This window comes from Micromonospora sp. NPDC005173, from assembly GCF_040608515.1.
In the GTDB taxonomy this organism is placed as follows: Bacteria; Actinomycetota; Actinomycetes; order Mycobacteriales; family Micromonosporaceae; genus Micromonospora.
On record NZ_JBEXIK010000016.1, the window covers coordinates 82,765 to 106,717 of the forward strand.

Below are 23,953 nucleotides of genomic sequence, written 5' to 3' on the forward strand. Positions count from 1 at the left end.
GTCAGGGCCCGGTCGAGGGCGGGGTCGCGGCGTTGGTGCGGGGTTTCTGCGCGGGGGCCCGGGTGAGGGCCCGGGTCGCGGCGGCGCCGAGCAGCGCGCCGACCGCGATGACACCGGCCGCCACCGCGCCGACCTGCCAGCCCACCGGCCCGACCTGCGCCAGCCGGCCGGCACCGAGCGGCCCGCCGGAGACCGCGGCGGCCACACCGAGCAGCACGCCGGCCACCGGCCCGGCCAGCGCCGCCGGCGCCAGCAGCTCAGCCCAGCGCTGCGGCGCCCGCTCCGGCCCGGCCAGCCGGGCCACCCGGCGGGCGAGCAGCCAGCCGGCAACCATCCCGGCCAGCACCGGCACCGCGAGCAGCAGGGCGCCGAAGCCGTCCACCGGGCCGCGTGGCAGGCCGGCGAGCAGCGGTACGGCCGGCAGCGCGCCGACCGACACCTCACTGGTGCGGACCGCGGTGTCGACGCCGACCGCGAAGCCCGGCCCGAGCAGGTAACTGGTCGACCAGACCGCCGCGTTCGGCGCGTAGGCGAGGCTGACCAGGGTGATCCCGGCCTGCCCGGCCACCCCGGTGCGGTACGCCCCGATCATGTCCGCCGCGTCCCCGCCGCCGGTGGCCACCGCCAGGCCGGCCGCGCCGGCGCCCGCGCCGAGCAGGAGGATCCCGGCCACCAGACCGGTGCGTACGCCGTCGCGCAGCGGACCCGGCATCCGGGTGACGAGCAGCCGGGTCACGGCGGTGATCCGGGTCGCGCCGACCAGCGCGGCGAGCGTGCCGACCACCGCGAACGTGGCTGCCGCCCGCACCAGGGACACGTCCGGCCCGCCGGAGCTGACCAGCACCGCTGCGAGCGCGCCGAACAGCGCGTACGCCATGCCGACCGCGCCCGCGGCGAGCAGCGCCCGGCGCGGTGAGCGGGTGCCGCGGGCACCGATCGCGCGGCTGACGTGCACGCCCGCCCGGGTCAGCCGCCAGAACGCGAGCACGGTCAGCGCCAGCGGGGCGAGCCCGAACGGGCCGGACTCGGTCTGCAGCGGCACGCCGTGCCCCAGCAGCCAGCCGGCCAGCGTGGTGCGCAGGGTGCCGGTTAGCGTGGCGGAATCCGCGCCGAGTTGGACCAGGCCGAGCACGATGGCGACCGGCAGGTACGAGGTGAGCGCGGCCCAGCCGGCGGCCACCCCGGCGGCGACGAGCAGCGGTGCCCGTCCGCGCGGCGACCCGTCGGCGCGGGGGGCGGGCACCCGCCGGCCCGGCGCGGCACGGTCGGCCGTCCGGTCGTCGGCGCGCACAGCGGCGGTCCGGCTGGGATGGTCAGGGGTGACGGGGGACATCGGCTCTACTCTGGCACGTCGTGCGGGCAGTGGCAGTCCGTTAACCCGCCCCGAGCGGCGGCGAGTTGACCGAAGCGCGGTCCGGGCCGTCCGGCCGGGTCTAGCCTCGGCCCAGAGGGGCTGACCGTCGCCGCCACCCGGGCCGGGCCCGCCGGTCGCGTTCCGGGTCGGCCCGCCGCCCACGAGCGCCCGGAGGAAGCCGTGACGACCGCATACCCGCCGCCCCCGCCGCCACCGGCCAGGGGACGGGACCGGACCACGCTCTGGGGCGTGCTGGGCATCGTGCTCGGCCTGATCTGCTGCGGCATCCTCGGCATCATCTTCGGCTACCTGTCCATCCGCGACGCCCGGCGGTACGGCCAGTCGCCCCTCCTCGGCTACCTCGCCATCGCGTTCGGCGTGATCAACATCATCGGCGGCGCGATCCTGCGCCTCAGCGGCAACTACCCGTTCTGGAACAACGACTGAGCCCGTGCCGGGTGGTCAGCCGACCAGCCGACGCTGGTACCGCAGGCCGGCGCGGCCGCCGACGCGGACCTCACCCACCACGGTGAATCCGGTGCGCGCCAGCACCGTCCGGGACGCCGGATTGTCGAGGGTGGCCATCGCGGTGAGGGCGACGAGCCCGTACCCGGTGGCGGCCAGGTGGCACACCTGCTCGACCGCGGCGGTCGCCACGCCCTGCCCGGCGGCCCGCTCACCGACCCGGTAGCCGAGTTCGGCCGTCCCGTCCGCGACGTCCACCAGGTTGACCCGGCCGACCAGGTCGCCCGGCTCGGCAAGGACGACGTGGAAGTGGCACACACCGGTCTCCTGCTCGGCCAGCAACGCCCGGTGCCGGTCGGCGAACCCGGCGAAGTACGCGTCGCCGCGATCCGGCACGGAGCGCGCGAAGTACGCGCGGTTCTCCTGCTCGAAGGCCAGCAGGGCGTCCGCGTGGTCGGCCCGGAGCCGCTCCACCGTCAGCATTCCGGCAGCATACGGAGCGCGGCCTCCCGGTCGTACGCCGAGGGGGCCGACCGGAACCGGTCGACCCCCTTCGGTGCTGCCTGGTCCGCTCAGCTGCCGGACATGATCTCGCGCATCAAGCGGGCGGTCTCGGTCGGCGTCTTGCCGACCTTGACCCCGACCGCCTCCAGCGCCGCCTGCTTCCCCTCGGCGGTGCCGGCCGAGCCGGAGATGATCGCACCGGCGTGGCCCATGGTCTTGCCGGGAGGCGCGGTGAAGCCGGCGATGTAGCCGACCACCGGCTTGGTGACGTTGGCCTTGATGAACTCGGCGGCACGCTCCTCGGCGTCACCGCCGATCTCACCGATCATGACGATGGCGTCGGTGTCCGGGTCGGCCTCGAACGCCTTCAGAGCGTCGATGTGGGTGGTGCCGATGATCGGGTCACCACCGATGCCGACGCAGGTGGAGAAGCCGATGTCGCGCAGCTCGTACATCATCTGGTAGGTCAGCGTGCCGCTCTTGCTGACCAGGCCGATCCGGCCGGAGCCGGTGATGTCGGCCGGAATGATGCCGGCGTTGGAGGCGCCGGGCGAGGCGATGCCCGGGCAGTTCGGCCCGATGATCCGGGTCTGCTCGCCCTGCGCCACGTTGTACGCCCAGAACGCGGCGGTGTCATGCACCGGCACGCCCTCGGTGATCACCACGGCCAGCGGGATCGCGGCGTCGATCGCCTCGACCACGGCGGCCTTGGTGAACTGCGGCGGCACGAAGATGACCGTGACGTCGGCACCGGTCTCGGCCATGGCGTCCGCCACGGACGCGAAGACCGGCAGCTCGGTGCCGTCGAAGTCGACCTTCTGGCCCGCCTTGCGCGGGTTGACGCCACCGACGACGTTGGTGCCGGCGGCGAGCATCCGCCGGGTGTGCTTGGAACCCTCGGAACCGGTCATCCCCTGGACGATGACCTTCGAGTCCTTGGTCAGCCAGATAGCCATGATCAGACCCCCGCAGCTGCCAGCTCGGCGGCCCGCTCGGCCGCACCGTCCATGGTGTCCACCCGCTGCACGAGCGGGTTGTTCGCGCTGTCCAGGATCGCCCGGCCGGCCTCGGCGTTGTTGCCGTCGAGACGGACGACGAGCGGCTTGGTGACCTGCTCGCCACGCTGCTCCAGCAGGGCCAGCGCCTGGATGATGCCGTTGGCGACCTCGTCGCAGGCGGTGATGCCGCCGAAGACGTTGACGAAGACGCTCTTCACGGCCGGGTCGGAGAGCACGATCTCCAGCCCGTTGGCCATCACGGCGGCGCTCGCGCCGCCGCCGATGTCGAGGAAGTTGGCCGGCTTGACGTTGCCGTGCCGCTCACCCGCGTACGCGACCACGTCGAGGGTCGACATGACCAGACCCGCGCCGTTGCCGATGATGCCGACCTCGCCGTCGAGCTTGACGTAGTTGAGGTCCTTCTCCTTGGCGGCCTGCTCCAGCGGGTCCACCGAGGCCTGGTCGACCAGGGCCTCGTGGTCCGGGTGCCGGAACGCGGCGTTCTCGTCCAAGGTGATCTTGGCGTCGAGCAGCAGCATCCGCCCGTCGCCGTTCTTGGCCAGCGGGTTCACCTCGACCAGGGTGGCGTCCTCGGCGACGAACGCCTGCCACAGGCCGACAGCCACCTCGACCACCTGGTCGGCGACCTCGGCCGGGAAGCCGGCGGCGGTGACGATCTCGCGGGCCTTCGCCTCGTCCACACCCTTGACGGCGTCGATCGGGGCCTTGACCACCTTGTCCGGGGTGTCGGCGGCGACCTGCTCGATGTCCATGCCGCCGGCCACGCTGGCGATGCAGAGGAAGGTGCGGTTCGCCCGGTCGAGCAGGTACGAGAAGTAGTACTCCTCGGCCACGTCCGCGGTCACCGTGATCATGACCTTGTGGACGGTGTGACCCTTGATGTCCATGCCGAGGATGTCGGTGGCCCTGGCCACCGCCTCATCCGGGCCCTCGGCAAGCTTGACGCCACCGGCCTTACCTCGGCCGCCGACCTTCACCTGCGCCTTGACGACCACCCGACCGCCGAGGCGTTCGGCGATCGCGCGGGCCTCTTCCGGGGTAGTGGCGACGCCGCCAGCCAACACGGGCAAGCCGTGCCGCTCGAACAGGTCCCGCCCCTGGTACTCGTACAGGTCCACGATTGCGCGTCCCGTCCCGTCTCCGCGGCGCGCCGTCGCGCCGCCACCAGCGTTCAGAAAACAGTTTGACGCCTGTCATCACTTGAAACAGGCCATTGGCCGCAGCCTAGCGAGGTGGGCACCGCCGGCAACCGAGCGGGTGCGCGGTGTGCGGTAATGCACAACCGGGCAGCAGACAAGGCCGGTTCCGGCCACGTTACGGGCGGCGTCCACCGTCCGGGCGATGTTGCCGGGGGTGCGTAACCCGCCCGTCGGGGCGTCGTTGAGTCAGGTGTCGGAGCGCTGATTCAGCGCGATGACGGGAGACGGCCGATGCCCTGTCGGTCGAGGGGTGGCGGCGGGGCATCGTGCATAGAGGGGCCGGACGTGTGAGGGGTGCGTCCGGCCCCTCCCCCGTGTCCGGACCCGCCCGACCACCCGTTCCGGCGTCGCCTCAGGCGACCGGCTGCGCGACGTTCTGCCGGACCCACTCGACGATCGACGCAGTGGTGGCGCCCGGCGTGAAGATCTTGGCGACGCCCAGCTTCTCCAGCTCGGGGATGTCGCCGTTCGGGATGATGCCGCCGCCGAACACGACGATGTCCCGGGCATCCCGCTCACCGAGCAGCTCCAGCACCCGACGGAAGAGCGTCATGTGCGCGCCGGAGAGTACGGAGAGGCCGACCGCGTCGGCGTCCTCCTGGATCGCGGTCTCCACGATCTGCTCGGGAGTCTGGTGCAGGCCGGTGTAAACGACCTCCATCCCAGCGTCCCGCAGGGCACGCGCGACCACCTTGGCGCCACGATCGTGGCCGTCCAAGCCTGGCTTGGCGACGACGACCCGAATACGAGAGCTCATCAGCGCACACCTTTCACCGGCTCCACGGCCTTCACCTGAACGAACGGTAACCCGGCTGACCGGCCCCGGGAAATCTGGGCCGGAAACCCGCTCGGCGAACCGGCGTCGCGGGGCGGGATCACCGGGAGTGCGGACGGGTACACCGATGGCATTCGACGGTCCCCGCCGTCAAGCCGGACGACTCCGCCGGACCGGTCACGCTCGGCGACGAACGGGCAGTAACGAGGGCGCCGTTCGACGTCACGATGCGTGACAATCTTGGACGCAAACGGACAGACCGACACGCCAATTCGGCGCTTCGGCTTGTGGGTCGCCTGGTGGTTGGCTAACGTGTCCACGGTTGTCATCAGGTCCATGGACGGGTGACGACGCGGCCAGCGGACGTTCACTTGAGCGTCACGAACGTCCACAGGCCGCCTCGGAACCCCGACAACGGAGGGTGTGCGTGCGCCAGCGCCTGTCGTCTGAGCCCGATCGATATCGCGGTCGTCGCCGCGTTCCCACCCCCCCGCGTAGCCGTTACGCCGCGGTCGTCACCACCGCGTTCGTCGGAGCCGGCATCGTCGCGCTCGGCGCGGGCGCCATGCCGGACGCCAAGGACGTCAGCTCGTCGGTCCTCGACGACCTGAAGCAGGCCTCGGCCACCAGCCAGGACGCCGCGGCCCGTGCCGACAACGCCGACCGCGCCTCCCGGGACAGCCGGAGCAAGGACGCCGCCGAGCCCGACGTCTGGCTGCTGCCCCTGCAGGGCTACGACTTCAACTCCCCCTACGGTGTGCGCTGGGGCAAGATGCACACCGGCGTCGACCTGGTCGCCCCCGAGGGCACGCCGTACCTGTCGGTCCACGACGGGCTGGTCACCAAGGCCGGCTGGTATGGCGGGTACGGCCAGGCGGTGATCGTCCAGCACGCCGACGGCAGCGAGGCCATCTACGGCCACTCCTCCGCGCTGAGCGTCAAGGAAGGCCAGCAGGTCAAGGCAGGCGACCAGCTCGGACTGGTGGGCTACACCGGCCACTCCTACGGCACTCACCTGCACCTTGAGATCCATGTCAAGGGCCAGCCGGTCGACCCGGTGCCGTTCCTCCAGGAGCGCGGAGTGGACATCAAGCTGCAAGTCGAGGCAATCTACAGCGAGGTAGCCGCGTCCTGACGCTGCGTACTGACCGTTGACCGCCCGGATCTGTCGATCCGGGCGGTTTTTCGTTGCCCGGGTCGGCTGGATGTCTGCTGGGTCACAGCACCGACTGTGACCGGTGACACCGACCCGCATGATCACTTTTACGGACGGAACAACGCAGAGCGGACCATATCCGGGCAGGTGACACTCGGCCCGTCGGCCGGCGCCTCGGTCCCCGTACCCGGGGCAACTCGGCCCGACACCAGTATTTCGAGGTCAAGTGCCCCTCGACTGTGAAGGTCCGCCGTGCAGGAAGACAGCCCCGTCCAGAACGAGAACACCCCCGACACCGCCACCGAGCAGCCGCAGCGCGCCGGCCGGCGGAGCCGTCTCATCGTGCTCGGCGCGGCCGCCCTGGTCGTCCTCGGCCTGGGCGGCGTCGCCGTCGCCACCACCGGCTCGGACCGTCCGGCGCCCACCGCCGTCTCCGCCGACGCGCAGTCCCGGGCCGAGGCCGCCAGCCGCGCGGACCGCTCCGCCCGTGAGTCGAGCGCGCCGGTCTCCCCGTCGGCCAGCCCGACACCGAGCCCGTCGACGGCCAGCGCCAGCCCGACACCGACGAAGACGGCCACCGCGAAGCCGAAGCCGAAGAAGACCACCAAGCCCACGCCCGCCTGGGTCGACCCGATGCCGGGCGCTGCGGTCACCTCCTGCTACGGGCAGCGCTGGGGCACCCTGCACGCCGGCATCGACCTGGCGCTGCCCTCCGGCACGCCGATCCACGCCGCTGCCGCCGGCACGGTGGTCCAGGCCGGCGACGCCGCCGACGGGTATGGCAACTCCGTCTTCGTCGACCACGGCAACGGTTACCTGACCCACTACGCCCACCAGAGCCGGATCGCGGTCACCGTCGGTCAGAAGGTCAAGGCCAACCAGGTGATCGGCTACGAGGGCGCCACCGGCGACGCCACCGGCCCGCACCTGCACTTCGAGGTGCACCAGGGCATGTGGAACCAGATCGACCCGGCGCCGTTCATGCGGGCACGCGGCGTCGACCTGGGCTGCTGACTCAGTGCTGAATGAGACCGGCGACCGGGACGGAGGCGACGTGGCCGGTCACCGGAAGGGTCTGCGCCAGTGCGAGGCCGATGTCTACCAGCGATGATCGGCGCAGGCGAGCTACGTCGAGTATCGGAGTCCAGACCGACTCGGCGGTCTCGCCGTTCGGCTCGGGCCGGAGAGCGCCACCGGTGATACGAACTCGGTAGAAGATGCCGACGTTCTGGTGCTCGATCCCCAACCACGCCTCGGCAACGGGGATCACTCTCGAGTCCACACCCAGGAGACGTTCGACCACCGCGTCGCAGCCGGTCTCCTCGGCGACCTCCCGGATCACCGCATCGAACGGATCCTCCGCGTGCTCGACCTTGCCGCCTGGGAGGGTCCAGTGAGTGTCGCCCGCCGGTGGTACGTAACGGGCGAGCAGTACCCGCTCATCCTCGATGCACACGGCGTACGCCGCCAGCCGGAAACTCATCCTCGCACCTCCCGCCGGACCCTATATCAGTGATCTCTCGACGTCGGGCGTGCTCGGTCGCGGCATCCGGGAAAGAGTGGCCTCAGCACCTCCGGAGGCCACTCTTTCCCGGATGTAGCGCGAATCGTGGGAGGGCGACTCCGGCTCGGCGCGACGAGGTCAGAGCTTGTCGATCGGGGCGTGCCGCAGCACCAGCCACATCGTCTGGTCGCCGAAGTCGATCTGCGCGCGGGCGCCGGGGCCGTGCCCCTCGACGGCGACGACCCGTCCCAGCCCGTAGCGTTGGTGGTTGACCCGGTCGCCGGCCGCCACCTTCGGCCCCTGCGGCAGCTCACTGGCCGTGGTCAGGCGGCTGGCGTCCACGCCGAGCCGCTTCGCCAACTGCGCGGCCTTGGGCGTGCCCCCGCTGAAGGTGCCCCGCCCGCCGGGCACGCGGTCCGCGCGACCACCGACGCCGCCGCCCCCGCCAGCCCACGAGGTGTACGAACCCTCGGTGCGCTCCCAGTGCACCAGCTCCGGTGGAAGCTCCTCCAGGAACCGGGACGGCGGGTTGTAGGCCGGCTGCCCCCAGGCCGAGCGGGTCACCGCCCGGGAGAGGTAGAGCCGCTGCCGTGCCCGGGTGATGCCCACGTACGCCAGCCGACGCTCCTCCTCCAGCTCGCGGGTGTCGCCCAACGAGCGCAGGTGCGGGAAGACGCCGTCCTCCAGCCCGGTCAGGAAGACCACCGGGAACTCCAAGCCCTTGGCGGTGTGCAGCGTCATCAGGGTGACCACGCCCTGATGGTCGGGGTCGTCGGAGGGGATCTGGTCGGCGTCGGCGACCAGCGCGACCTGCTCCAGGAAGCCCGCCAGAGTGGCCCGCTCCCCCTCCTCGCCCAACGCCTCGATCCGCTCGGTGTACTCCCGGGCGACGCTGACCAGCTCCTGGAGGTTGTCCACCCGGCCGGCGTCCTGCGGGTCGAGGCTCTCCTCCAACTCGGTGAGGTAACCCGAGCGGGTCAGCAGCGCCTCCAGCACCTCCTCCGGGGTGCCGGTCTCGGCCAGCGTGCGGGCGTCGTCGAGCAGCGCCACGAAGTCGGTAATGCCGTTGGCCGCCCGGCTGGAGATGCCCGGCGCCTCCCGGGCCCGGCGCAGCGCGGCGCCGAACGAGATCCGGTCGCGGCTGGAGAGCGCCTCGACGCACGCCTCCGCACGGTCGCCGATCCCCCGGCGCGGGGTGTTCAGCACCCGCCGCAGGCTCACCGTGTCGTCGTCGTTGACCACCGACCGCAGGTACGCGAGCGCGTCGCGGACCTCCTTGCGTTCGTAGAAGCGCACCCCGCCGACCACCTTGTAGGGCAGGCCGACCCGGATGAACACCTCCTCGAAGACCCGGGACTGGGCGTTGGTGCGGTAGAAGACGGCGACGTCACCGGGACGGGTCTCGTCGGCGTCGACCAGCCGGTCGATCTCCCGGGCTGCCCAGTCCGCCTCGGCGTGCTCGGTGTCGGCCACGTAGCCGACGATCCGCTCGCCGGCGCCGGCCTCGCTCCACAGCCGCTTCGGCTTGCGGGAGGTGTTCCGGTCGATCACCGCGTTGGCCGCGTTGAGGATGGTCTGGGTCGAGCGGTAGTTCTGCTCCAGCAGGATCGTCCGCGCGTTGCTGAAGTCCCGCTCGAACTCCAGGATGTTGCGGATCGTCGCGCCCCGGAACGCGTAGATCGACTGGTCGGCGTCGCCGACCACGCACAGCTCGGCCGGGTCCAGCCCCTCGGTGCCGGAGACCAACTCCTTGATCAGCGTGTACTGCGCGTGGTTGGTGTCCTGGTACTCGTCGACCAGGACGTGCCGGAACCGGCGGCGGTAGCTCTCCGCGACGTGCGGGTGGGACTGGAGCAGGTGCACGGTGGTCATGATCAGGTCGTCGAAGTCCAGTGCGTGCGCCTCGCGCAGCCGCCGCTGGTAGAGCGTGTACGCCTCGGCCAGCGCCCGCTCGTTGGGCCCCTTGGCCCCCGCCGCGAACTGCTCCGGGTCGACCAGCTCGTTCTTCAGGTTGGAGACCTGGGCGGCCAGCCCACGCGCCGGGTAGCGCTTCGGGTCCAGGTCCAGCTCGCGGGCGACCAACTGCATCAGCCGGCGGGAGTCGTCCGCGTCGTAGATCGAGAACGTGGACTTGAGGCCGGCGTGCTCGTGCTCGGCGCGCAGGATCCGGACACACGCGGAGTGGAACGTCGACACCCACATCAGCCGGGCCCGCGGGCCGACCAGCGCGGCCACCCGCTCCTTCATCTCGCCAGCGGCCTTGTTGGTGAAGGTGATCGCGATGATCTCCCCGGGGTGCACGTCCCGCGCGGCGAGCAGGTAGGCGATCCGGTGGGTGAGCACCCGGGTCTTGCCGGAACCGGCGCCCGCCACGATCAACAGCGGCGAGCCGGCATGAGTGACCGCGTCGCGCTGCGGCCCGTTCAGCCCGGCGAGCAGCTGCTGCGGATCGAGGCGGACGGCGGACGGCCGGGGCCGGTCCGGGCGAGCCGGCGCGGACTCCGGCGCAGGCGGGGACGCGGGGATGTCGAAGAGAGGATGCATCGCCCAGCAAGTCTATGCCGCCGGGCAGACACTTCCCGACCGCGCGGTGTCGTGGCTCGCGCCGTCTCCCCCGTCGCCGCACCGTGCCGTCCGATCGAACCGCTTGCGCACGGGCGGGCGGCATGGGCATACTCGACGGCGTGTTCGCTCAGCGCTACTACTTTTACTACGGCACCGGGAGTCCGGCAGCCGTAGGTCGCGCCTGATCGATCAGACCTGCGAAAAGCCCCGGGCTCCTGGAGTCCGGGGCTTTTTCGTCCCGGGATCCGGGCACCGGGCACCACAGTGCGAGGGGTACCCGATGATGACAGACGTGGCGGAGCAGAACGGCGGCCCGGCCCGACCGGGGGCGGAGCAGCCCCCGGTGAACGGGAGCGAGCCGGTGGCGGCGACGACGCCGCCGGCCGAGGACGCCGGGGTCGCCGAGGGCGGCGGGCCGGCCGAGGCACGGACCGGCACCGCGGAGCCGGCCGCCGCCGCGCGGATCGTGCAGATCAGGGAACGGATCGACGAGATCGACCACGCGTTGATCGCGCTGTGGCACGAGCGGGCCACGCTGTCCCAGGAGGTCGGCGCGACCCGGATGGCCTCCGGCGGCACCCGCCTGGTGCTCTCCCGGGAACGGGAGATCCTGGAGCGCTTCCGGATCGCACTCGGCGCCGACGGCACCCAACTGGCGCTGCTGCTGCTCCGCGCGGGCCGCGGCCCGCTGTGAGCCGCTCCGGCGGCCCACCGGGCGCCGGACCGGCCCGACACCCCCGCCGGCCCGCCAGCGCGGGAGCGGCCCGATCAGGGCCACGGACAAACGAAACCGCCTGCCGTCGTCGTGGTGACGTCGGCAGGCGGTTCCGGTGACTCACGCCTCGTGAGTGGCGACGATCTCGCGCCGCTCCGCGAAGTGGCAGGCGCTCGGGTGGTCCGAGGTCTGCCGGATCTCCAGCAGCGGGACCTGCTCGGCGCAGACGTCCTGCGCCTTCCAGCAGCGGGTCCGGAACCGGCAGCCCGAGGGCGGGCTGATCGGCGACGGCACGTCACCCGTGAGCCGGATGATCGTCTTGTTGTTCCGCTGCGTCGGGTCCGGCACCGGCACCGCGGAGAGCAGCGCCTGGGTGTACGGGTGGGTCGGCCGCTCGTAGATCTCGTCCTCGGTGCCGATCTCGACGACCTTGCCGAGGTACATCACCGCGACCCGGTCCGAGAGGTGGCGGACCACCGACAGGTCGTGCGCGATGAAGATGTACGAGAGCCCGAACTCGGACTGCAGCTGCTCCAGCAGGTTCATCACCTGGGCCTGGATGGACACGTCCAGCGCCGACACCGGCTCGTCACAGACGATCACCTCGGGCCGCAGGGCGAGCGCGCGGGCGATGCCGATGCGCTGGCGCTGACCGCCAGAGAACTGGTGCGGGTACCGGTTGATGTGCTCCGGGTTGAGCCCGACCAGGTCGAGCAGCTCCTTGACCTTGCCCCGACGGCTGCCCTTCGGCGCCACCTCCGGGTGGATCTCGAACGGCTCACCGATCAGGTCACCGACCGTCATCCGCGGGTTCAGCGAGGTGTACGGGTCCTGCATCACCAGCTGGATCTGCCGGCGGAGCCGCCGCAGCGCACCACCGGAGAGCTTGGAGATGTCCTGGCCCTTGTAGACCACGCTGCCGGCGGTCGGCTTCTCCAGGTTCATCAGTACCCGGGCGAGGGTCGACTTGCCGCAGCCGGACTCACCGACCACGCCGAGCGTCTCACCGGCACGCAGACCGAACGAGACCCCGTCGACCGCCTTGACCTGACCGACGGTCTTCTTGAACACCACACCCTGCGTGACGGGGTAGTGCTTGACCAGGTCATGGACCTCGATGATGTTCTCAGACACGGTTCACCAGCTCCTCGGCGAAGTGGCAGGCGCTGGCCCGAGCGTGACCCACCTGCAGCAGCGGCGGGACCTTCTCCCGGCACACCGGCTGAGCCATGGGGCAGCGCGGGTTGAACGGGCAGCCCGGCGGGATGTTCATCAGGTTCGGCGGAAGGCCCTTGATCGTCCGGAGCTGCTGCCCCTTCTCGTCCATCCGCGGGATGGAGTCGATCAGGCCCATCGTGTACGGGTGCGCCGGCTTGGCGTACAGGTCGTACACGTCGGCTTCCTCGACGATTCGGCCCGCGTACATGACCGCGATCCGGTCCGCGACGTCGGCGACCACGCCGAGGTCGTGGGTGATCAGGATCATGCCCATCTGCCGCTCACGCTGGAGCTCGGCGAGCAGGTCCATGATCTGGGCCTGCACGGTCACGTCGAGCGCGGTGGTCGGCTCGTCCGCGATCAGCACCTCCGGGTCGAGCGCCAGCGACATCGCGATCATCGCGCGCTGCCGCATACCGCCGGAGAACTGGTGCGGATAGTTGTTGAACCGGCTCTTGGCGTTCGGGATCTTGACCTGGTCGAGCATCTCGATCGCGCGCTTCTTGGCGTCCGCGCGACCCATGCCCCGCCGGACCCGGAACTGCTCGGCGATCTGGAACCCGACGGTGAAGACCGGGTTCAGCGCGGAGAGCGCGTCCTGGAAGATCATCGCGATGCCCTCACCGCGAATGCGGCGCCGCTCCTCGTCGGACATGCGGAGCATGTCCTTGCCGTGGAAGCGGACCTTCCCGCCGGTGACGAACCCGGGCGGGGTGTCGAGGATGCCCATGATGGTCTGCGCCGTGACGCTCTTACCGGAGCCGGACTCGCCGAGCACGGCGAGGGTCTCCCCCGCGTCGACGTGGTACGTGACCCCGTTGATGACCTTGGCGACGCCGTCCCGGGTACGGAACTCCACCCGCAGGTCGTCGACCTCGAGCAGCCGGCCAGAGGGACGTCCGGACCCGCCGGTTCCCGGCGCGGACTGCTCGGACACGAGAATGTCGGACAACTGGATCTCCCCTAGCGGAGTTTCGGATCGAGGGCCTCGCGGACCGCCTCACCGAGCATCACGAAGCTCAGCACAGCGGTGACGAGGAACGCGGCGGGGAAGAACACCAGCCCCGGCGCGACCCGGATGAACTGCTGCCCGTCGCTGATCATGATGCCCCAGGACACCACCGGCGACTTCAGGCCGACGCCCAGGAACGACAGGGTGGCCTCGGCACCGATGAACGAACCGACCATGATCGTGCCGTAGACCAGCAGTGGGGCCAGGCAGTTCGGCAGCAGGTGCTTGAGGATGATCCGGCCGGTGCCGGCACCCAGCGCGCGGGCCGCGACGATGTAGTCGGCCTCCTTGGTGGCGAGCACCGAGGAGCGCATCAGCCGCATCACGACCGGCCAGCTCAGCACGATCAGGGAGGCGATCACCAGGCCCATGATCTGGGCCTTGCTGTTGCCGGAGCCCGAGCCGTTGAACGTGGTCAGGATGACGATCGCGCCGAGCACGAAGGGCAGGCCGAAGAAGACATCGGCGATCCGGCTGAGCAGACCGTCCACCCAGCCACCGCGGTAGCCGGAGATGATGCCCATGGCGCCGCCGACCAGCAGGGTGCCGATCACGGAGAGCACGGCGACCACGATGGAGGCGCGCGCACCGTAGATGACCCGGGCGTAGACGTCCCGGCCCTGCACGTCGTAACCGAACCAGCCCTCGGCGGACGGCTTGTTGAGGCTCCGGGACAGCGTGCCGTTGACCGCGTCGCCCGGGGCGAACAGCTGCGGGAAGGCCGCCATCAGGAGGAAGATCACGATCAGCGTGGCCGAGATCCAGAACAGCGGCTTGCGCCGCAGGTCCCGCCACGCGTCACCGAGCAGGCCACGCGGCTTCTCGTTGCTCTGCGGCAGCCCCGCCCCGGTGGGGGCGACGACGTCGGCCTGGGCGGGAGGGGTGCTGACGATCGATGCGGTACTCGGGTCACTCATAGCGGATCCTTGGGTCCAGGGCGGCGTAGAGCAGGTCAACCACCAGGTTCATCACGAGATAGACCAGCACCAGGACGACGACGATCCCTACCACGGTAGCGCTTTCCTTGGTGACGATCGCGCGGAAGACCTGGCGGCCGATTCCGTTGATGCCGAAGATGCCCTCGGTGACGATCGCGCCGCCCATCAGGGCACCGAGGTCGGTGCCGAGCAGGGTGACCACCGGGATGAGCGAGTTGCGCAGCAGGTGCACGCCCACCACCCGGCGCATCGGCAGGCCCTTGGCGATGGCGGTACGCACGTAGTCGGCGCGGCGGTTCTCCGCGATGCTCGTTCGCGCCACCCGGGCGATGTACGCCACTGACGCGCTACCGAGCACGAAGCCCGGCACGATCAGCTCGGAGATCCGCATCTCGGACGAGACGGTCGGCGTGATGATGCCCCACTGCACGCCCAGCAGCCACTGGAGCACGAAGCCGACGACGAAGACCGGCAACGCGATGAGGAAGAGGGTGGAGACCAGGACCAGGTTGTCCAGGAAGCCGTTGCGGCGCAGACCGGTCAGCACGCCGGCGCCGAGGCCGATCACGGCCTCGATGGTGAGCGCCACCAGAGCCAGCTTCAGGGTGTTCGGGTACGACGTCATGATGATGTCGCTGATCTCGCGCTGCGAGAACGTCTGACCGAAGTCGCCCTGGAGAAGGTTCTTCATGTAGTTGGCGTACTGCACGAAGACGTTCTGGTCCAGGTGGTACTTCTCGGTCATGAACGCGATGTACTGGTCCGGGCAGCGGCGCTCACCGCACTTGCCGGCGAACGGATCGCCCGGGACGGCCCAGACGAGGGCGTAGATCAGGAACGTCGTGCCGATGAAGACCGGCACGAGTTGGAGCAGCCGTCTCAACAGATAACGGCCCATGGGGTGGTCCTCCAGACAGGGGGCGCGTCGGACGGCCGACACGGTGGTGACAACGTGGCGAGTGAAGTGTTGTAACACCCACTCGCGGAACGGCCCCGGGTCGGGCTCACCGGATGTGGCGAGCCCGACCCGGGGTCAGACCGTTCGGATCAGAGCTCGACCGAGGTGATGTCGAGTTCGCCGACGTTGTTCAGCTCGAGCTTCTTGATCTTCTCCGAGTGGCCGGACTGCTGGCCGTAGAAGTAGATCGGGATGCTCGGGACGTCCTGGTCGACAAGCTCAACCGCCTTGGAGAACGCCTCGTGCGAGGCCTCCAGGCTCGGAGCGGCGCTGGCCTGCTTCGCCAGGGCGTCGACCTCCTTGTTGCTGTACAGACCGTCGTTCGAGGAGCCACCAGTCACGTAGAGCGGGTTGACCCAGTTCTCCACGTCCGGGTAGTCCTGCTGCCAGGCGGCACGGTACGGGCCGGTCATCTTGTGGGCGTTGATGTTCTGGCGGAAGACCGCGAAGGTCGGCACGCCCTCGGCGCGAGCCTCGATGCCGAGGTTGGTCTTGACCTGCTGCGCAACGGCGTCCATCCAGTCCTTGTGGCTGGAGTCGGCGTTGTAGTAGAAGACCATCTCACCGGTGAAGCCACCGGCCTCGGCCAGCAGCTGCTTGGCCGCAGCGGCGTCGAACTTGCAGGCGGTGCAGTTGCCCGGCTTGGCGCCCGGGGTCAGCGGGTTCGCCCAACTGTCGGCCGGCTTGCGGGTACCGAAGAAGATCTTGTCCGAGATCTCCTGCCGGTTGATCGACAGCGACACGGCACGACGCAGCTTCGGGTTCTGGAAGCGCTTGTCGTAGGTCGGGAACGCGATCAGCGCGGTCGACGGCGTCACGGTCGACAGGCCCCGCTCGCCGAGGTCGGTCTTCCACTTGTCACCGGCGAGCGCCGAGGTGGGGACAACCTCCATGAAGTCGAGGTTGTTGCCCAGCAGATCGGCGTAGGCAGCCGACTCGTCCTGGTACAGCTTGACGTCGACGTCCTTGAGCTTCATCTTGTCGCGCAGGCTGTAGTCGTCGAAGCGCGTCAGCTTGATGAGGACGTTGTCCTCCCACGACACGAACTTCACCGGGCCGTTGCCGACCGGCTTCTTGCCGAACTCTTCGGGCTTCTGGGTGAAGAACACGTCCGGCAGCGGCATGAAGGCGCTGTAGCCGAGCTTGGTCGGGAAGACCGCGGTCGGCGCGGCGAGGGTGACCTCGAAGGTCTGGTCGTCGACGACCTTCAGACCGGACATCTTCTCGGCCGTCGGCGCCGGGGCCTTCTGCGGGCCCTCGCCGTCCGGGTCCGAGGTGTAGGTCTGGTCGAAGCCAGCGATGTCCGAGAAGAAGGTGCCGTTCTGCGCGCCGTTCGGCGAGTAGGCGGCCCAGTTCCAGGCGTCGACGAAGTTCTTCGCCTTCACCTCGGTACCGTCGTGGAACTTGGTACCCTTCTTGATCTTGATCGTGAAGACCTTGGAGTCCTTGGTGTCGATGGACTCCGCCAGCGCGTTGCGCGGGGCCCCACCGTCGTTGGGGTACTCGACCAGGCCGGTCCACAGCCAGTCGATGACCTTGCCGCCGCCGGTCTCCGTGGTGTTCGACGGGACCAGCGGGTTCTCCGGCTGGACGCCGTGGATGACGATCGAGCCGTCCGTGCTGGTGGCGGCGTCGCCGTCACCGTCACCGCTCGAGCAACCGCTCGCGACAAGCACGGCAGCCGCGCTGAGCGCGATTGCGCTCGTCGCCCGCTTCGAGACTCTCATTCCGAGGGGCCTCCTCTTTCTAAGACCTGGTTCCGTCGTGGGTTTCACGCACGTCTGGGGGTGACACCGCCCGACCACCCCGGGGCGCGGGTCGCCGGGACCACAGGGAAGTTGGAGACACCCCTGATGTTCCGATCCGCCGGGCTCCCCACCCGGCGAGGCGCAACCCTACGCAGGCGACACAGCCACGGACCGCCGCGAAATAGCGGAGGGCGTGGTCGTGGGCCGTACGGAGTGCCACACACCGAGGGTGAGGTGTTGCCACTGTGACACTCACTGGCCGCTTCCGTGAAGGTGCCGTTATCAAGACGTTAGTTGCCCGCCACGTTGCCGATACTTGAAAAATGATCATAAAGCGGTCGGGTGGGGTGGCTCTGAGCAGGGAAGACGTGGCCCAGCCGGACCACGGCGGTCCGCGTTGGGTCGGGTTCTGTGAGCTTTCCCCAGTCCGCTCCCGTGCTTCCCGACGTCCGTCGAGGGCTCGCCGTCTTTGCCCATCCGGACGATGTCGACCTCGGCTGCGCGGCCACCATCACCGGCTGGGTGGATGAGGGCATCGAGGTCGGCTCTCTGATCATCACCCGGGTGACGCGCGCGATTTCGACGACATCGCGCGAGCCGAAATGCCCCGTTTGCGCATGGCGGAACAGCGAGTCGTTGGCTAAAGCCATGGGTGGCCCGACGGTCTGACACGCCGGCCTGGGGGCCAGACGGCATCGGCCCCGGCACCGCGTGGGGCGGGGCCGGGGCCGATGGTGAAACCGAAGCGGATCAGGCGGTGAAGCGCACCTTCCGGCGACGGACCATCAGGACCGTCACCGCACCCGCGGCGAGCAGCAGTACGCCAGCGGTCGCCGCCGTCGCGATCGGCGAACCGGTCAGCGGCAGGCCGCCGCCGTTGCTCGCCGGCGAGGTGGACGGGGCCGGGCTGGCCGGCGACGAGTCCGACGGGGTGGCCGACGGAGTCGACGGAGTCGCGCTCGGGGTCGGGGCCGGCGTCGAGGGGGTCGCGGACGGCGTCGGGGCGGCGGTGAACCCGGCCTCGGCCTTGGCGGTGACGGTGGCACCGGTGCTGCCGCCGAGGATCAGCTTCTGCGCCTTCTTGGTGCCGGTGAACAGGAACACCCGGCCGAAGGAGACCGAGTCCTGCGCGGTCAGCGTCACGTTGACCGTGCCGGCAACCTCGGCGGTCAGCCAGAACTGCCCACCGTTGGTGGTCTTGGTGACCGGCTTGCCCTCGGCGTCGACGGCCGCGCCGCCGGTGGCCGCGACGGTGATGTCACCGGCCGGACCCTTGACCGTGAACGGGCCGGCCTTGCCGCCGACCGTCGCGGTGGCGCTGGCCGGGTCGACGGACAGCTCGGCCCGCGGCTCCGGCTGGTCGGTGGCGTTCTTGACCAGGTAGTCACGGACCTTCTTGATCACGTCGTACTGCTGCTGCGCGAGCAGGCCCTTCTCCCAGTCGCCCAGCTTGATCCCGTCGCTGAAGTGCCAGACGGCGGTCTGCGTGCCGAAGTAGAGCAGCGTGTCCAGCCGCTTCTTCTCGATCTTCGCCGGAGCGGTGGCGCCGGCAGCCGCGAGCAGCGCGGTGGAGTCGGCGTTCGGGTAGCCGTGGGTGAGCACCCACTGCACCTTGCCGAGGTTCTTCACCTGGGACTTGTCCCAGGTGCCCTCCTCGTACTTCCCGTCCAGCTTCACGCTGGTGTGGTAGTCGATGCAGAACGCCGGCACCAGCTTGCCGTCGATCTGCAGCGCGAGCGCGGACGTTTCGCGGGCCTTGCCATCGAGCTTCAGGATCACCTTGGTGCCGTCGACCGCCTTGGCCACACCGGTGGCCGGGGCCGCGGCGGCCGGGCCGGCGATGCCGAGCGCCAGCGTGCCACCGGCGACGGTCGCCAGCGCGATCTGCGCCCAGCGTCGTCCTCGTTGTCCGAACATCAAGATTCGTGCACCTCTCCCCAGGGGTGACCCGCAAACGCGGGCACGCGTGAGTCACTGCCTCCACGGGATGCGCAGCACCCGCACGCGGAGACGGGACCGAGGCATTATGTGACGACGGTTGATCATTTGTCAGCCCCGAGCGGCGGCATCCGTCGCATGTGACCCAATTGTCGGGGAGGAGGAATAGGTCACACGAGTCGGCGGTCCGCCGCCCATCGGGAGAGCTCGTACCGGTTGGACATCTGAAGCTTGCGCAGCACGTTCGACACGTGCGTCTCCACCGTCTTGATGGAGATGAACAGCTCCTTCGCGATCTCCTTGTACGCGTACCCCCGGGCGAGCAGCCGCAGCACCTCCCGCTCCCGGTTGGTGAGCTGGTCCAGCTCCGGGTCGGCCACCGGTGCGTCCGGCCGGGCCGCGAAGGCGTCCAGCACGAACCCGGCCAGCCGAGGACTGAAAACCGCGTCACCGTCGGCGACCCGGCGGATCGCCGCGGCCAACTCGTCCGGGGAGATGGTCTTGGTGACGTACCCCCGGGCACCGGCACGGATCAGCCCGATCACGTCCTCCGCCGCGTCGGAGACGCTCAGTGCCAGGAACTTGACCTGTGGGTGGCTGCGCCGCATCGCCTCCAGCACCGCACGACCGCCGCCGTCGGGCATGTGCACGTCGAGCAGCACCACGTCCGGCCCGGTGGCCGCGATCCGGGTGACCGCCTCGGCCACCGTGCTCGCCTCGCCCACCACCTCGACGTGGGCGCCCAGCTCGGCGCGTACCCCGGCGCGGAACATGGCATGGTCGTCCACCAGGAACACCCGCAGCCGCTCGGGGCGGGCGTCCGCCGGGTCGAGGTGCTCCATCGACTGCTCGGCCATGGTCATCTGTTCCTCTCCGCTGCGGACGAATCCCGGGAGATCGGCAGGATCAACCGGACCTCGGTCCCGTCCCCCGGTCCGGACCGGATCTCGGCCCGTCCGTCGTGCCGCTTCATCCGCCCGATGATCGAGCCGCGTACGCCGTGCCGGTGGTCCTCCACGGTATCCGGGTCGAAGCCCTTTCCCCGGTCTCGGACGAAGACGCTGATCTGATCCGGCTCCACCTCGGCGTAGAGCGACACGGTCTGCACCCCGGCGTGCCGGGCCGCGTTCACCAGCGCCTCCCGCGCAGCGGCGACCAGCGCGCCGACCCGCTCATCGGTCTCCCGGTCACCGACCACCACCGCCTCCACCGTGATCGCGAAGGTGTCCTCGACCTCGGCTGCGGCCTGCTCCAGGGCCGCGGCGAAGCGCTCGTTGGGCGACGCGGTGGGCTTGTAGAGCCAGTTGCGCAGCGAACGCTCCTGCCCCCGGGCGAGCCGCTGGACCGTCTTGACATCGCTGGCGTTGCGCTGGATCAGGGCCAACGTGTGCAGCACCTGGTCGTGCACCATCGCGGCCAGCTCGGCCCGCTCCTGCTCGCGGATGCGCCCCTCGCGCTCCGAACGGAGCTGGTTGTACGTCCGCCAGAGCACCGGCGCGGCGACCACGCCGACCCCGGCCAGCCCCACCAGCGCGAAGATCACGCCGTTGATCACCGCGTCGAAGTTCTGCGCCGGCGAGTAGACCGCCGCGACGCCGATGATGCCGACCGCGACCAGCACGCCGCCGCCGATGAACCGGAGCACGAAGGCTCGCCGGTCGCTCTCCTCGACGACCGCGCCGAGCCAGGGCACCGGCGTGTCGCCCCACCGCCGCCGCCGCTCGGGCGCGGACTGGTGCCAGATGACACCGGCACCGACCGCGATGATGGCCACCAGCCAGCCGGCGGTGCCCGCCGCGCCGACCGAGTCGAAGACCATCACCTGGATCAGCAGGACCCCGAGCCCGATCCCCACGAACGGCAGGAGCTGGGCCACGTCCCGGCGGGGCGGCACCGCGGTGTCACCGGGCCGCAGCGGCACCACCGCCCAGAAGGCCGCATAGAGCAGCAGGCCGAGCCCGCTCAGCCCGAGCAGCACCATGAACGCCACCCGCACGCGCAGCACCGAGATGCCGAGGTGGTCGGCGATGCCGGCGGCGACGCCCGCGGCCATCCGGTGCTCGGGGGCGCGGTACAGGCGCGGAGGCGGGGTCACGATGCTGATCGGAGGCTCCCCTGGTCACGGTTTCGGGCTGGTCGGGTTCGGTGGATCCGATCGTCACACGCTGCGGTGTCCCGCGACCACGGGGACGCCCCCGACATTCCGGCTGCCAGGATCTCAGGGTGGGGTCAGGGTCGGGTCCTGAGGTCGTTCGGGCGGACCTGGCAGCAGGATCGAGGCATGACCGAGGAAGCTGCCCCGCCGCCCCGTCCCGGGTCGGCACAGCCGGGTGGTGCATCGCCGCCCGCACCAGCCGCGACACCCGCCGGCTGGACCGAGCCCAGCACGTTCGGCCCGCCCACCGGCGCCGCCACCGGGTTCGGCACCGGCCCGGCCACCGAGCACGCACCGGGCGACCCGGCCGGCGCGGGCTACGGGCCCGGCAGCACGGGCTACGGACCGGGCGGCGCGGGCTACGGGCCTGGTGCCGGCTTCGCGGCCGGCACCGGCTACGGGGCGAGCGGGGCCGGGCGTACGCCACCCGGGCCGGGTGGTCCCGGTCCGGCCGCGCCGCCACCGCCGCTGGGCGGCGCCGGCTTCACCTCGCGGTACGGGCTGGTCCGGCCGCGCGACGGGCGGTACCTGGCCGGGGTCTGCGCGGCGATCGGACGAGCCACCAACACCGACCCGGTGCTCTGGCGGGTGCTGCTCGCGGTGCTCGGGTTCTTCGGCGGCATCGGCATCCTGGTGTACGTCGCCGCCTGGCTGATCATCCCGAACGAGGGCGACACCGCGTCCCCGGTGGAGTCCATGCTCGGGCGTGGCCGGTCCAGCATGTCGCCGGTGACCGTGATCATCCTGGGCATCCTGGTGGCGGCCAGCTTCGGCTACATCGTCACCGACGCCTTCCGCGCGGTGCTGCTCGGCGCGGCGATCCTGATCGGCGGCGCGCTGCTGCTCAACCGGGACAGCCGAGGGCCACAGCCCGGTACGCCGGGCGGGCCGGTGCCGTCCGGGCCGATCGGTACGCCACCCGGGCCGGTCCCGCCAGTCGCCTGGCCGGCGCCGACGTACGGCACCGTGCCGCCCTCCGGCCCGCTGCCGACCGCGCCGCTGGCCGGCGGCGATCCGGCGTACGCCACCACGGGTGGGTCGCCGACCGCGCCCGCCCCGGTCGTCGGCGCACAGTCGGCCGCCGCTCCGCAGCAGTTCGCCAGCGCACAGCCGGTGTCCGGAGCGGATCCGGTCTCCGGGGTCGGTCCGGTGTCCGGGCAACCGGCCGGGATGGCTGGCCCGCAGGCCGGCTGGCCGGCGCCCGCCCCCGCCGCCCCGGGCTGGCCGAGCACTGACCTGCCCAGCACCGCCATGCCCAGCGCCGACTGGCCGTCGGCACCGGTGACCGGTGCTCCTGCTGCCGGTGTCCCGTCCGACTACCCGGTCACGCCGCCGCCACCGGCCGGATACCGCCCCCCGTTCGCGCCACACGGCCCGTACGCCTCACCGGCTCCGGCCGCGTACCCCCCGCCGAAGCCGCCAAAGCCACCGAAGCCGCCGAAGCGACCCCGGGAGCGTTCACCGCTCGGCGCGGTGACCTTCTCGCTGATCTTCCTGGTCCTCGGCGTGGTCGCCCTGCTCGACCTGCTGAACGTCTTCGATGTCGGCGCGTCGGCGTACTTCGCGGCCGCGTTGGCCACGATCGCGCTGGGTCTGCTGGTCGGCACCTGGTTCGGCCGGGCCCGCTGGCTGATCGCGCTCGGCCTGGTGACCGCCGCCGCGCTGGGAACGGCCACGATCGCCGAGTCGTACGACCGGATCCGGGGCGTTGACGGCGCGGTCACCTGGGCGCCCACCGACTACCGCGACCTCGCCAACCGGTACGAGAACAGCTTCGGCGACGCCGTGCTCGACCTCCGCTCGATCGACTTCTCCAATCGGGAGAGCCAGGTGACCGTAGCGATCAACTTCGGCAAGGGGACCGTGGTCGTTCCGCCGAACGTGGACGTCACCACGGTGGCCGACGTCAACGCGGGCGACGCCATCGTCTTCGGCAACCGATCCGGCGGGTTTGACGGCAGCCTGCGGGAGACCACCGACCTCGGCGCGGACGGGCCCGGGGGCGGGAAGCTGCGCCTGTACATCCATGTCAATGCCGGCAACCTGGAGGTGACCCGGTGAAGGCCCACCGTACGGACCTGGTGTCGTTCGCCTTCGGGCTGGTGTTCCTGGCGCTGTCGGCCTGGTGGCTGCTCGCCCAACTGCTCGGGCTCGCGCTGCCGCCGGTCGGCTGGTTCCTGGCCGGCGCGCTCATCCTGATCGGGGTCTTCGGGCTGGTCGGCGCGCTGCGCTCCGGCCGGCCGGCCCGGCCCGAGCCGACCGACCAGGCCGTCGCCACCGAGCCCATCGCGCCGGTCTCCGGGGCGACCGCACCCGTCTCCGGCGCCGCCGCACCGCTTTCCGGGGCGATCGCACCGGTCTCCGGGGCCGCATCGACGTCCGGCGCGGGTCTGGCGGCCTGGGACGCCGAACACTCCACCTGGGACGCTCCCGGGCCGGGACCGGCATCGGAGGCGACCACGGAGGTACGGGTACCGGAGGCTCCGACCGCAGACGTGATCCACCCGGCCTGGCTGGCCCACTCGCCGTCGGAGCCGGAGACCGCGCCGATCTCCGGTCAGCCCGCCGACGAGAATGACGGGCCGACCACCGGGAGCCTCGCCCGACCGGCCGCCGTGGAGGCCGACGAGCCGACCCTGGTCGACTATCCGGTCGAGCGCGTCGACGACCACCCGGCGGACGAGCGGGAGGGGCAGCGGCGGGAGTCCTGACCCTGCGCCTGCCGGCGCG

The 23,953-nt window shown here is 70.9% G+C and carries 22 protein-coding genes; 7 read left to right on the forward strand and 15 right to left on the reverse strand.

The window, feature by feature from the left end:
* Window position 1: 1 nt before the first annotated feature.
* Complete coding sequence (locus ABZV00_RS19535; RefSeq protein WP_355608074.1) at window positions 2-1,333, reverse strand: DUF6350 family protein; 1,332 nt, start codon at window positions 1,331-1,333, stop codon at window positions 2-4.
* A gap of 201 nt (window positions 1,334-1,534) precedes the next feature.
* Here ABZV00_RS19535 and ABZV00_RS19540 point away from each other — a divergent pair, with 201 nt between their 5' ends.
* The gene (locus ABZV00_RS19540; RefSeq protein WP_328420269.1) at window positions 1,535-1,801 is read left to right on the forward strand and encodes a DUF4190 domain-containing protein; all 267 of its coding nucleotides are present in this window, start codon (window positions 1,535-1,537) and stop codon (window positions 1,799-1,801) included.
* 15 nt (window positions 1,802-1,816) lie between these two features.
* Here ABZV00_RS19540 and ABZV00_RS19545 read toward each other — a convergent pair whose 3' ends face one another.
* From ABZV00_RS19545 to ABZV00_RS19560, 4 genes are all read right to left on the reverse strand, one after another.
* On the reverse strand, window positions 1,817-2,302 hold the full coding sequence (locus ABZV00_RS19545; protein WP_355608077.1) for a GNAT family N-acetyltransferase: 486 nt from the start codon (window positions 2,300-2,302) through the stop codon (window positions 1,817-1,819).
* An 89-nt stretch (window positions 2,303-2,391) separates the two neighbouring features.
* The gene (sucD, locus tag ABZV00_RS19550; protein WP_328420273.1) at window positions 2,392-3,279 is read right to left on the reverse strand and encodes a succinate--CoA ligase subunit alpha; all 888 of its coding nucleotides are present in this window, start codon (window positions 3,277-3,279) and stop codon (window positions 2,392-2,394) included.
* A gap of 2 nt (window positions 3,280-3,281) precedes the next feature.
* Window positions 3,282-4,460 carry an ADP-forming succinate--CoA ligase subunit beta gene (gene sucC / locus ABZV00_RS19555; RefSeq protein ID WP_355608080.1) on the reverse strand — a complete coding sequence of 393 codons (1,179 nt, stop codon included), beginning with the start codon at window positions 4,458-4,460 and terminating at the stop codon, window positions 3,282-3,284.
* 433 nt (window positions 4,461-4,893) lie between these two features.
* Window positions 4,894-5,298 carry a cobalamin B12-binding domain-containing protein gene (locus ABZV00_RS19560; RefSeq protein WP_252420090.1) on the reverse strand — a complete coding sequence of 135 codons (405 nt, stop codon included), beginning with the start codon at window positions 5,296-5,298 and terminating at the stop codon, window positions 4,894-4,896.
* Window positions 5,299-5,743: 445 nt separating this feature from the next.
* Between ABZV00_RS19560 and ABZV00_RS19565 the strand changes: the two genes are divergently transcribed.
* Together ABZV00_RS19565 and ABZV00_RS19570 are read left to right on the forward strand one after the other, a co-directional pair.
* The gene (locus ABZV00_RS19565; RefSeq protein ID WP_328420280.1) at window positions 5,744-6,451 is read left to right on the forward strand and encodes a M23 family metallopeptidase; all 708 of its coding nucleotides are present in this window, start codon (window positions 5,744-5,746) and stop codon (window positions 6,449-6,451) included.
* Between the two features lie 273 nt (window positions 6,452-6,724).
* Complete coding sequence (locus ABZV00_RS19570) at window positions 6,725-7,486, forward strand: M23 family metallopeptidase (RefSeq protein WP_355608085.1); 762 nt, start codon at window positions 6,725-6,727, stop codon at window positions 7,484-7,486.
* A gap of 1 nt (window position 7,487) precedes the next feature.
* Here the strand turns inward: ABZV00_RS19570 and ABZV00_RS19575 are convergent, their stop codons facing one another.
* Together ABZV00_RS19575 and pcrA are read right to left on the reverse strand one after the other, a co-directional pair.
* Window positions 7,488-7,955: an NUDIX domain-containing protein gene (locus ABZV00_RS19575; RefSeq protein ID WP_355608088.1), complete on the reverse strand. Its 468-nt coding sequence runs from the start codon at window positions 7,953-7,955 to the stop codon at window positions 7,488-7,490.
* A 159-nt stretch (window positions 7,956-8,114) separates the two neighbouring features.
* The gene (gene pcrA, locus ABZV00_RS19580) at window positions 8,115-10,520 is read right to left on the reverse strand and encodes a DNA helicase PcrA (RefSeq protein WP_355608091.1); all 2,406 of its coding nucleotides are present in this window, start codon (window positions 10,518-10,520) and stop codon (window positions 8,115-8,117) included.
* 301 nt (window positions 10,521-10,821) lie between these two features.
* Here pcrA and ABZV00_RS19585 point away from each other — a divergent pair, with 301 nt between their 5' ends.
* Complete coding sequence (locus tag ABZV00_RS19585) at window positions 10,822-11,235, forward strand: chorismate mutase (protein ID WP_355608094.1); 414 nt, start codon at window positions 10,822-10,824, stop codon at window positions 11,233-11,235.
* A gap of 141 nt (window positions 11,236-11,376) precedes the next feature.
* Here the strand turns inward: ABZV00_RS19585 and ABZV00_RS19590 are convergent, their stop codons facing one another.
* The 5 genes from ABZV00_RS19590 to ABZV00_RS19610 form a co-directional block, all read right to left on the reverse strand.
* Window positions 11,377-12,390: a dipeptide ABC transporter ATP-binding protein gene (locus ABZV00_RS19590; protein WP_355608097.1), complete on the reverse strand. Its 1,014-nt coding sequence runs from the start codon at window positions 12,388-12,390 to the stop codon at window positions 11,377-11,379.
* Window positions 12,383-13,411, reverse strand: coding sequence for an ABC transporter ATP-binding protein (locus ABZV00_RS19595; protein WP_355608213.1), 1,029 nt, complete (start codon window positions 13,409-13,411; stop codon window positions 12,383-12,385). The genes ABZV00_RS19590 and ABZV00_RS19595 overlap by 8 nt, the downstream gene beginning before the upstream one ends.
* 26 nt (window positions 13,412-13,437) lie before the next feature.
* Entirely contained in the window at window positions 13,438-14,403 is a 966-nt protein-coding gene (locus ABZV00_RS19600) for an ABC transporter permease (RefSeq protein WP_355608100.1), read from the reverse strand.
* Window positions 14,396-15,322, reverse strand: coding sequence for an ABC transporter permease (locus ABZV00_RS19605; RefSeq protein ID WP_328420294.1), 927 nt, complete (start codon window positions 15,320-15,322; stop codon window positions 14,396-14,398). The genes ABZV00_RS19600 and ABZV00_RS19605 overlap by 8 nt, the downstream gene beginning before the upstream one ends.
* Before the next feature lie 149 nt (window positions 15,323-15,471).
* Window positions 15,472-17,109, reverse strand: coding sequence for an ABC transporter substrate-binding protein (locus ABZV00_RS19610; RefSeq protein WP_328420296.1), 1,638 nt, complete (start codon window positions 17,107-17,109; stop codon window positions 15,472-15,474).
* 432 nt (window positions 17,110-17,541) lie between these two features.
* On the opposite strand from ABZV00_RS19610, the gene ABZV00_RS19615 reads away from it, so the two are divergent.
* On the forward strand, window positions 17,542-17,799 hold the full coding sequence (locus ABZV00_RS19615) for a PIG-L family deacetylase (protein ID WP_355608104.1): 258 nt from the start codon (window positions 17,542-17,544) through the stop codon (window positions 17,797-17,799).
* Window positions 17,800-17,880: 81 nt separating this feature from the next.
* On the opposite strand, the gene ABZV00_RS19620 is transcribed toward ABZV00_RS19615, so the two are convergent.
* The 3 genes from ABZV00_RS19620 to ABZV00_RS19630 all read right to left on the reverse strand — a co-directional run bounded on the left by ABZV00_RS19620 (window position 17,881) and on the right by ABZV00_RS19630 (window position 21,166).
* Complete coding sequence (locus ABZV00_RS19620) at window positions 17,881-19,047, reverse strand: Cys-Gln thioester bond-forming surface protein (RefSeq protein ID WP_355608107.1); 1,167 nt, start codon at window positions 19,045-19,047, stop codon at window positions 17,881-17,883.
* A 191-nt stretch (window positions 19,048-19,238) separates the two neighbouring features.
* A complete protein-coding gene (locus ABZV00_RS19625) occupies window positions 19,239-19,925 on the reverse strand; it encodes a response regulator transcription factor (RefSeq protein WP_172899192.1) in 687 nt (228 codons plus the stop codon).
* Between the two features lie 2 nt (window positions 19,926-19,927).
* Window positions 19,928-21,166 (reverse strand): PspC domain-containing protein, encoded by a 1,239-nt coding sequence (locus ABZV00_RS19630; RefSeq protein ID WP_355608216.1) that lies wholly within the window; start codon window positions 21,164-21,166, stop codon window positions 19,928-19,930.
* 183 nt (window positions 21,167-21,349) lie between these two features.
* Between ABZV00_RS19630 and ABZV00_RS19635 the strand changes: the two genes are divergently transcribed.
* Window positions 21,350-23,284, forward strand: a complete 1,935-nt coding sequence (locus tag ABZV00_RS19635; protein ID WP_355608110.1) for a PspC domain-containing protein — start codon at window positions 21,350-21,352, stop codon at window positions 23,282-23,284.
* Window positions 23,281-23,934, forward strand: a complete 654-nt coding sequence (locus ABZV00_RS19640) for a hypothetical protein (protein ID WP_355608219.1) — start codon at window positions 23,281-23,283, stop codon at window positions 23,932-23,934. Before ABZV00_RS19635 ends, ABZV00_RS19640 begins: the two co-directional genes overlap by 4 nt.
* Window positions 23,935-23,953: the final 19 nt, after the last annotated feature.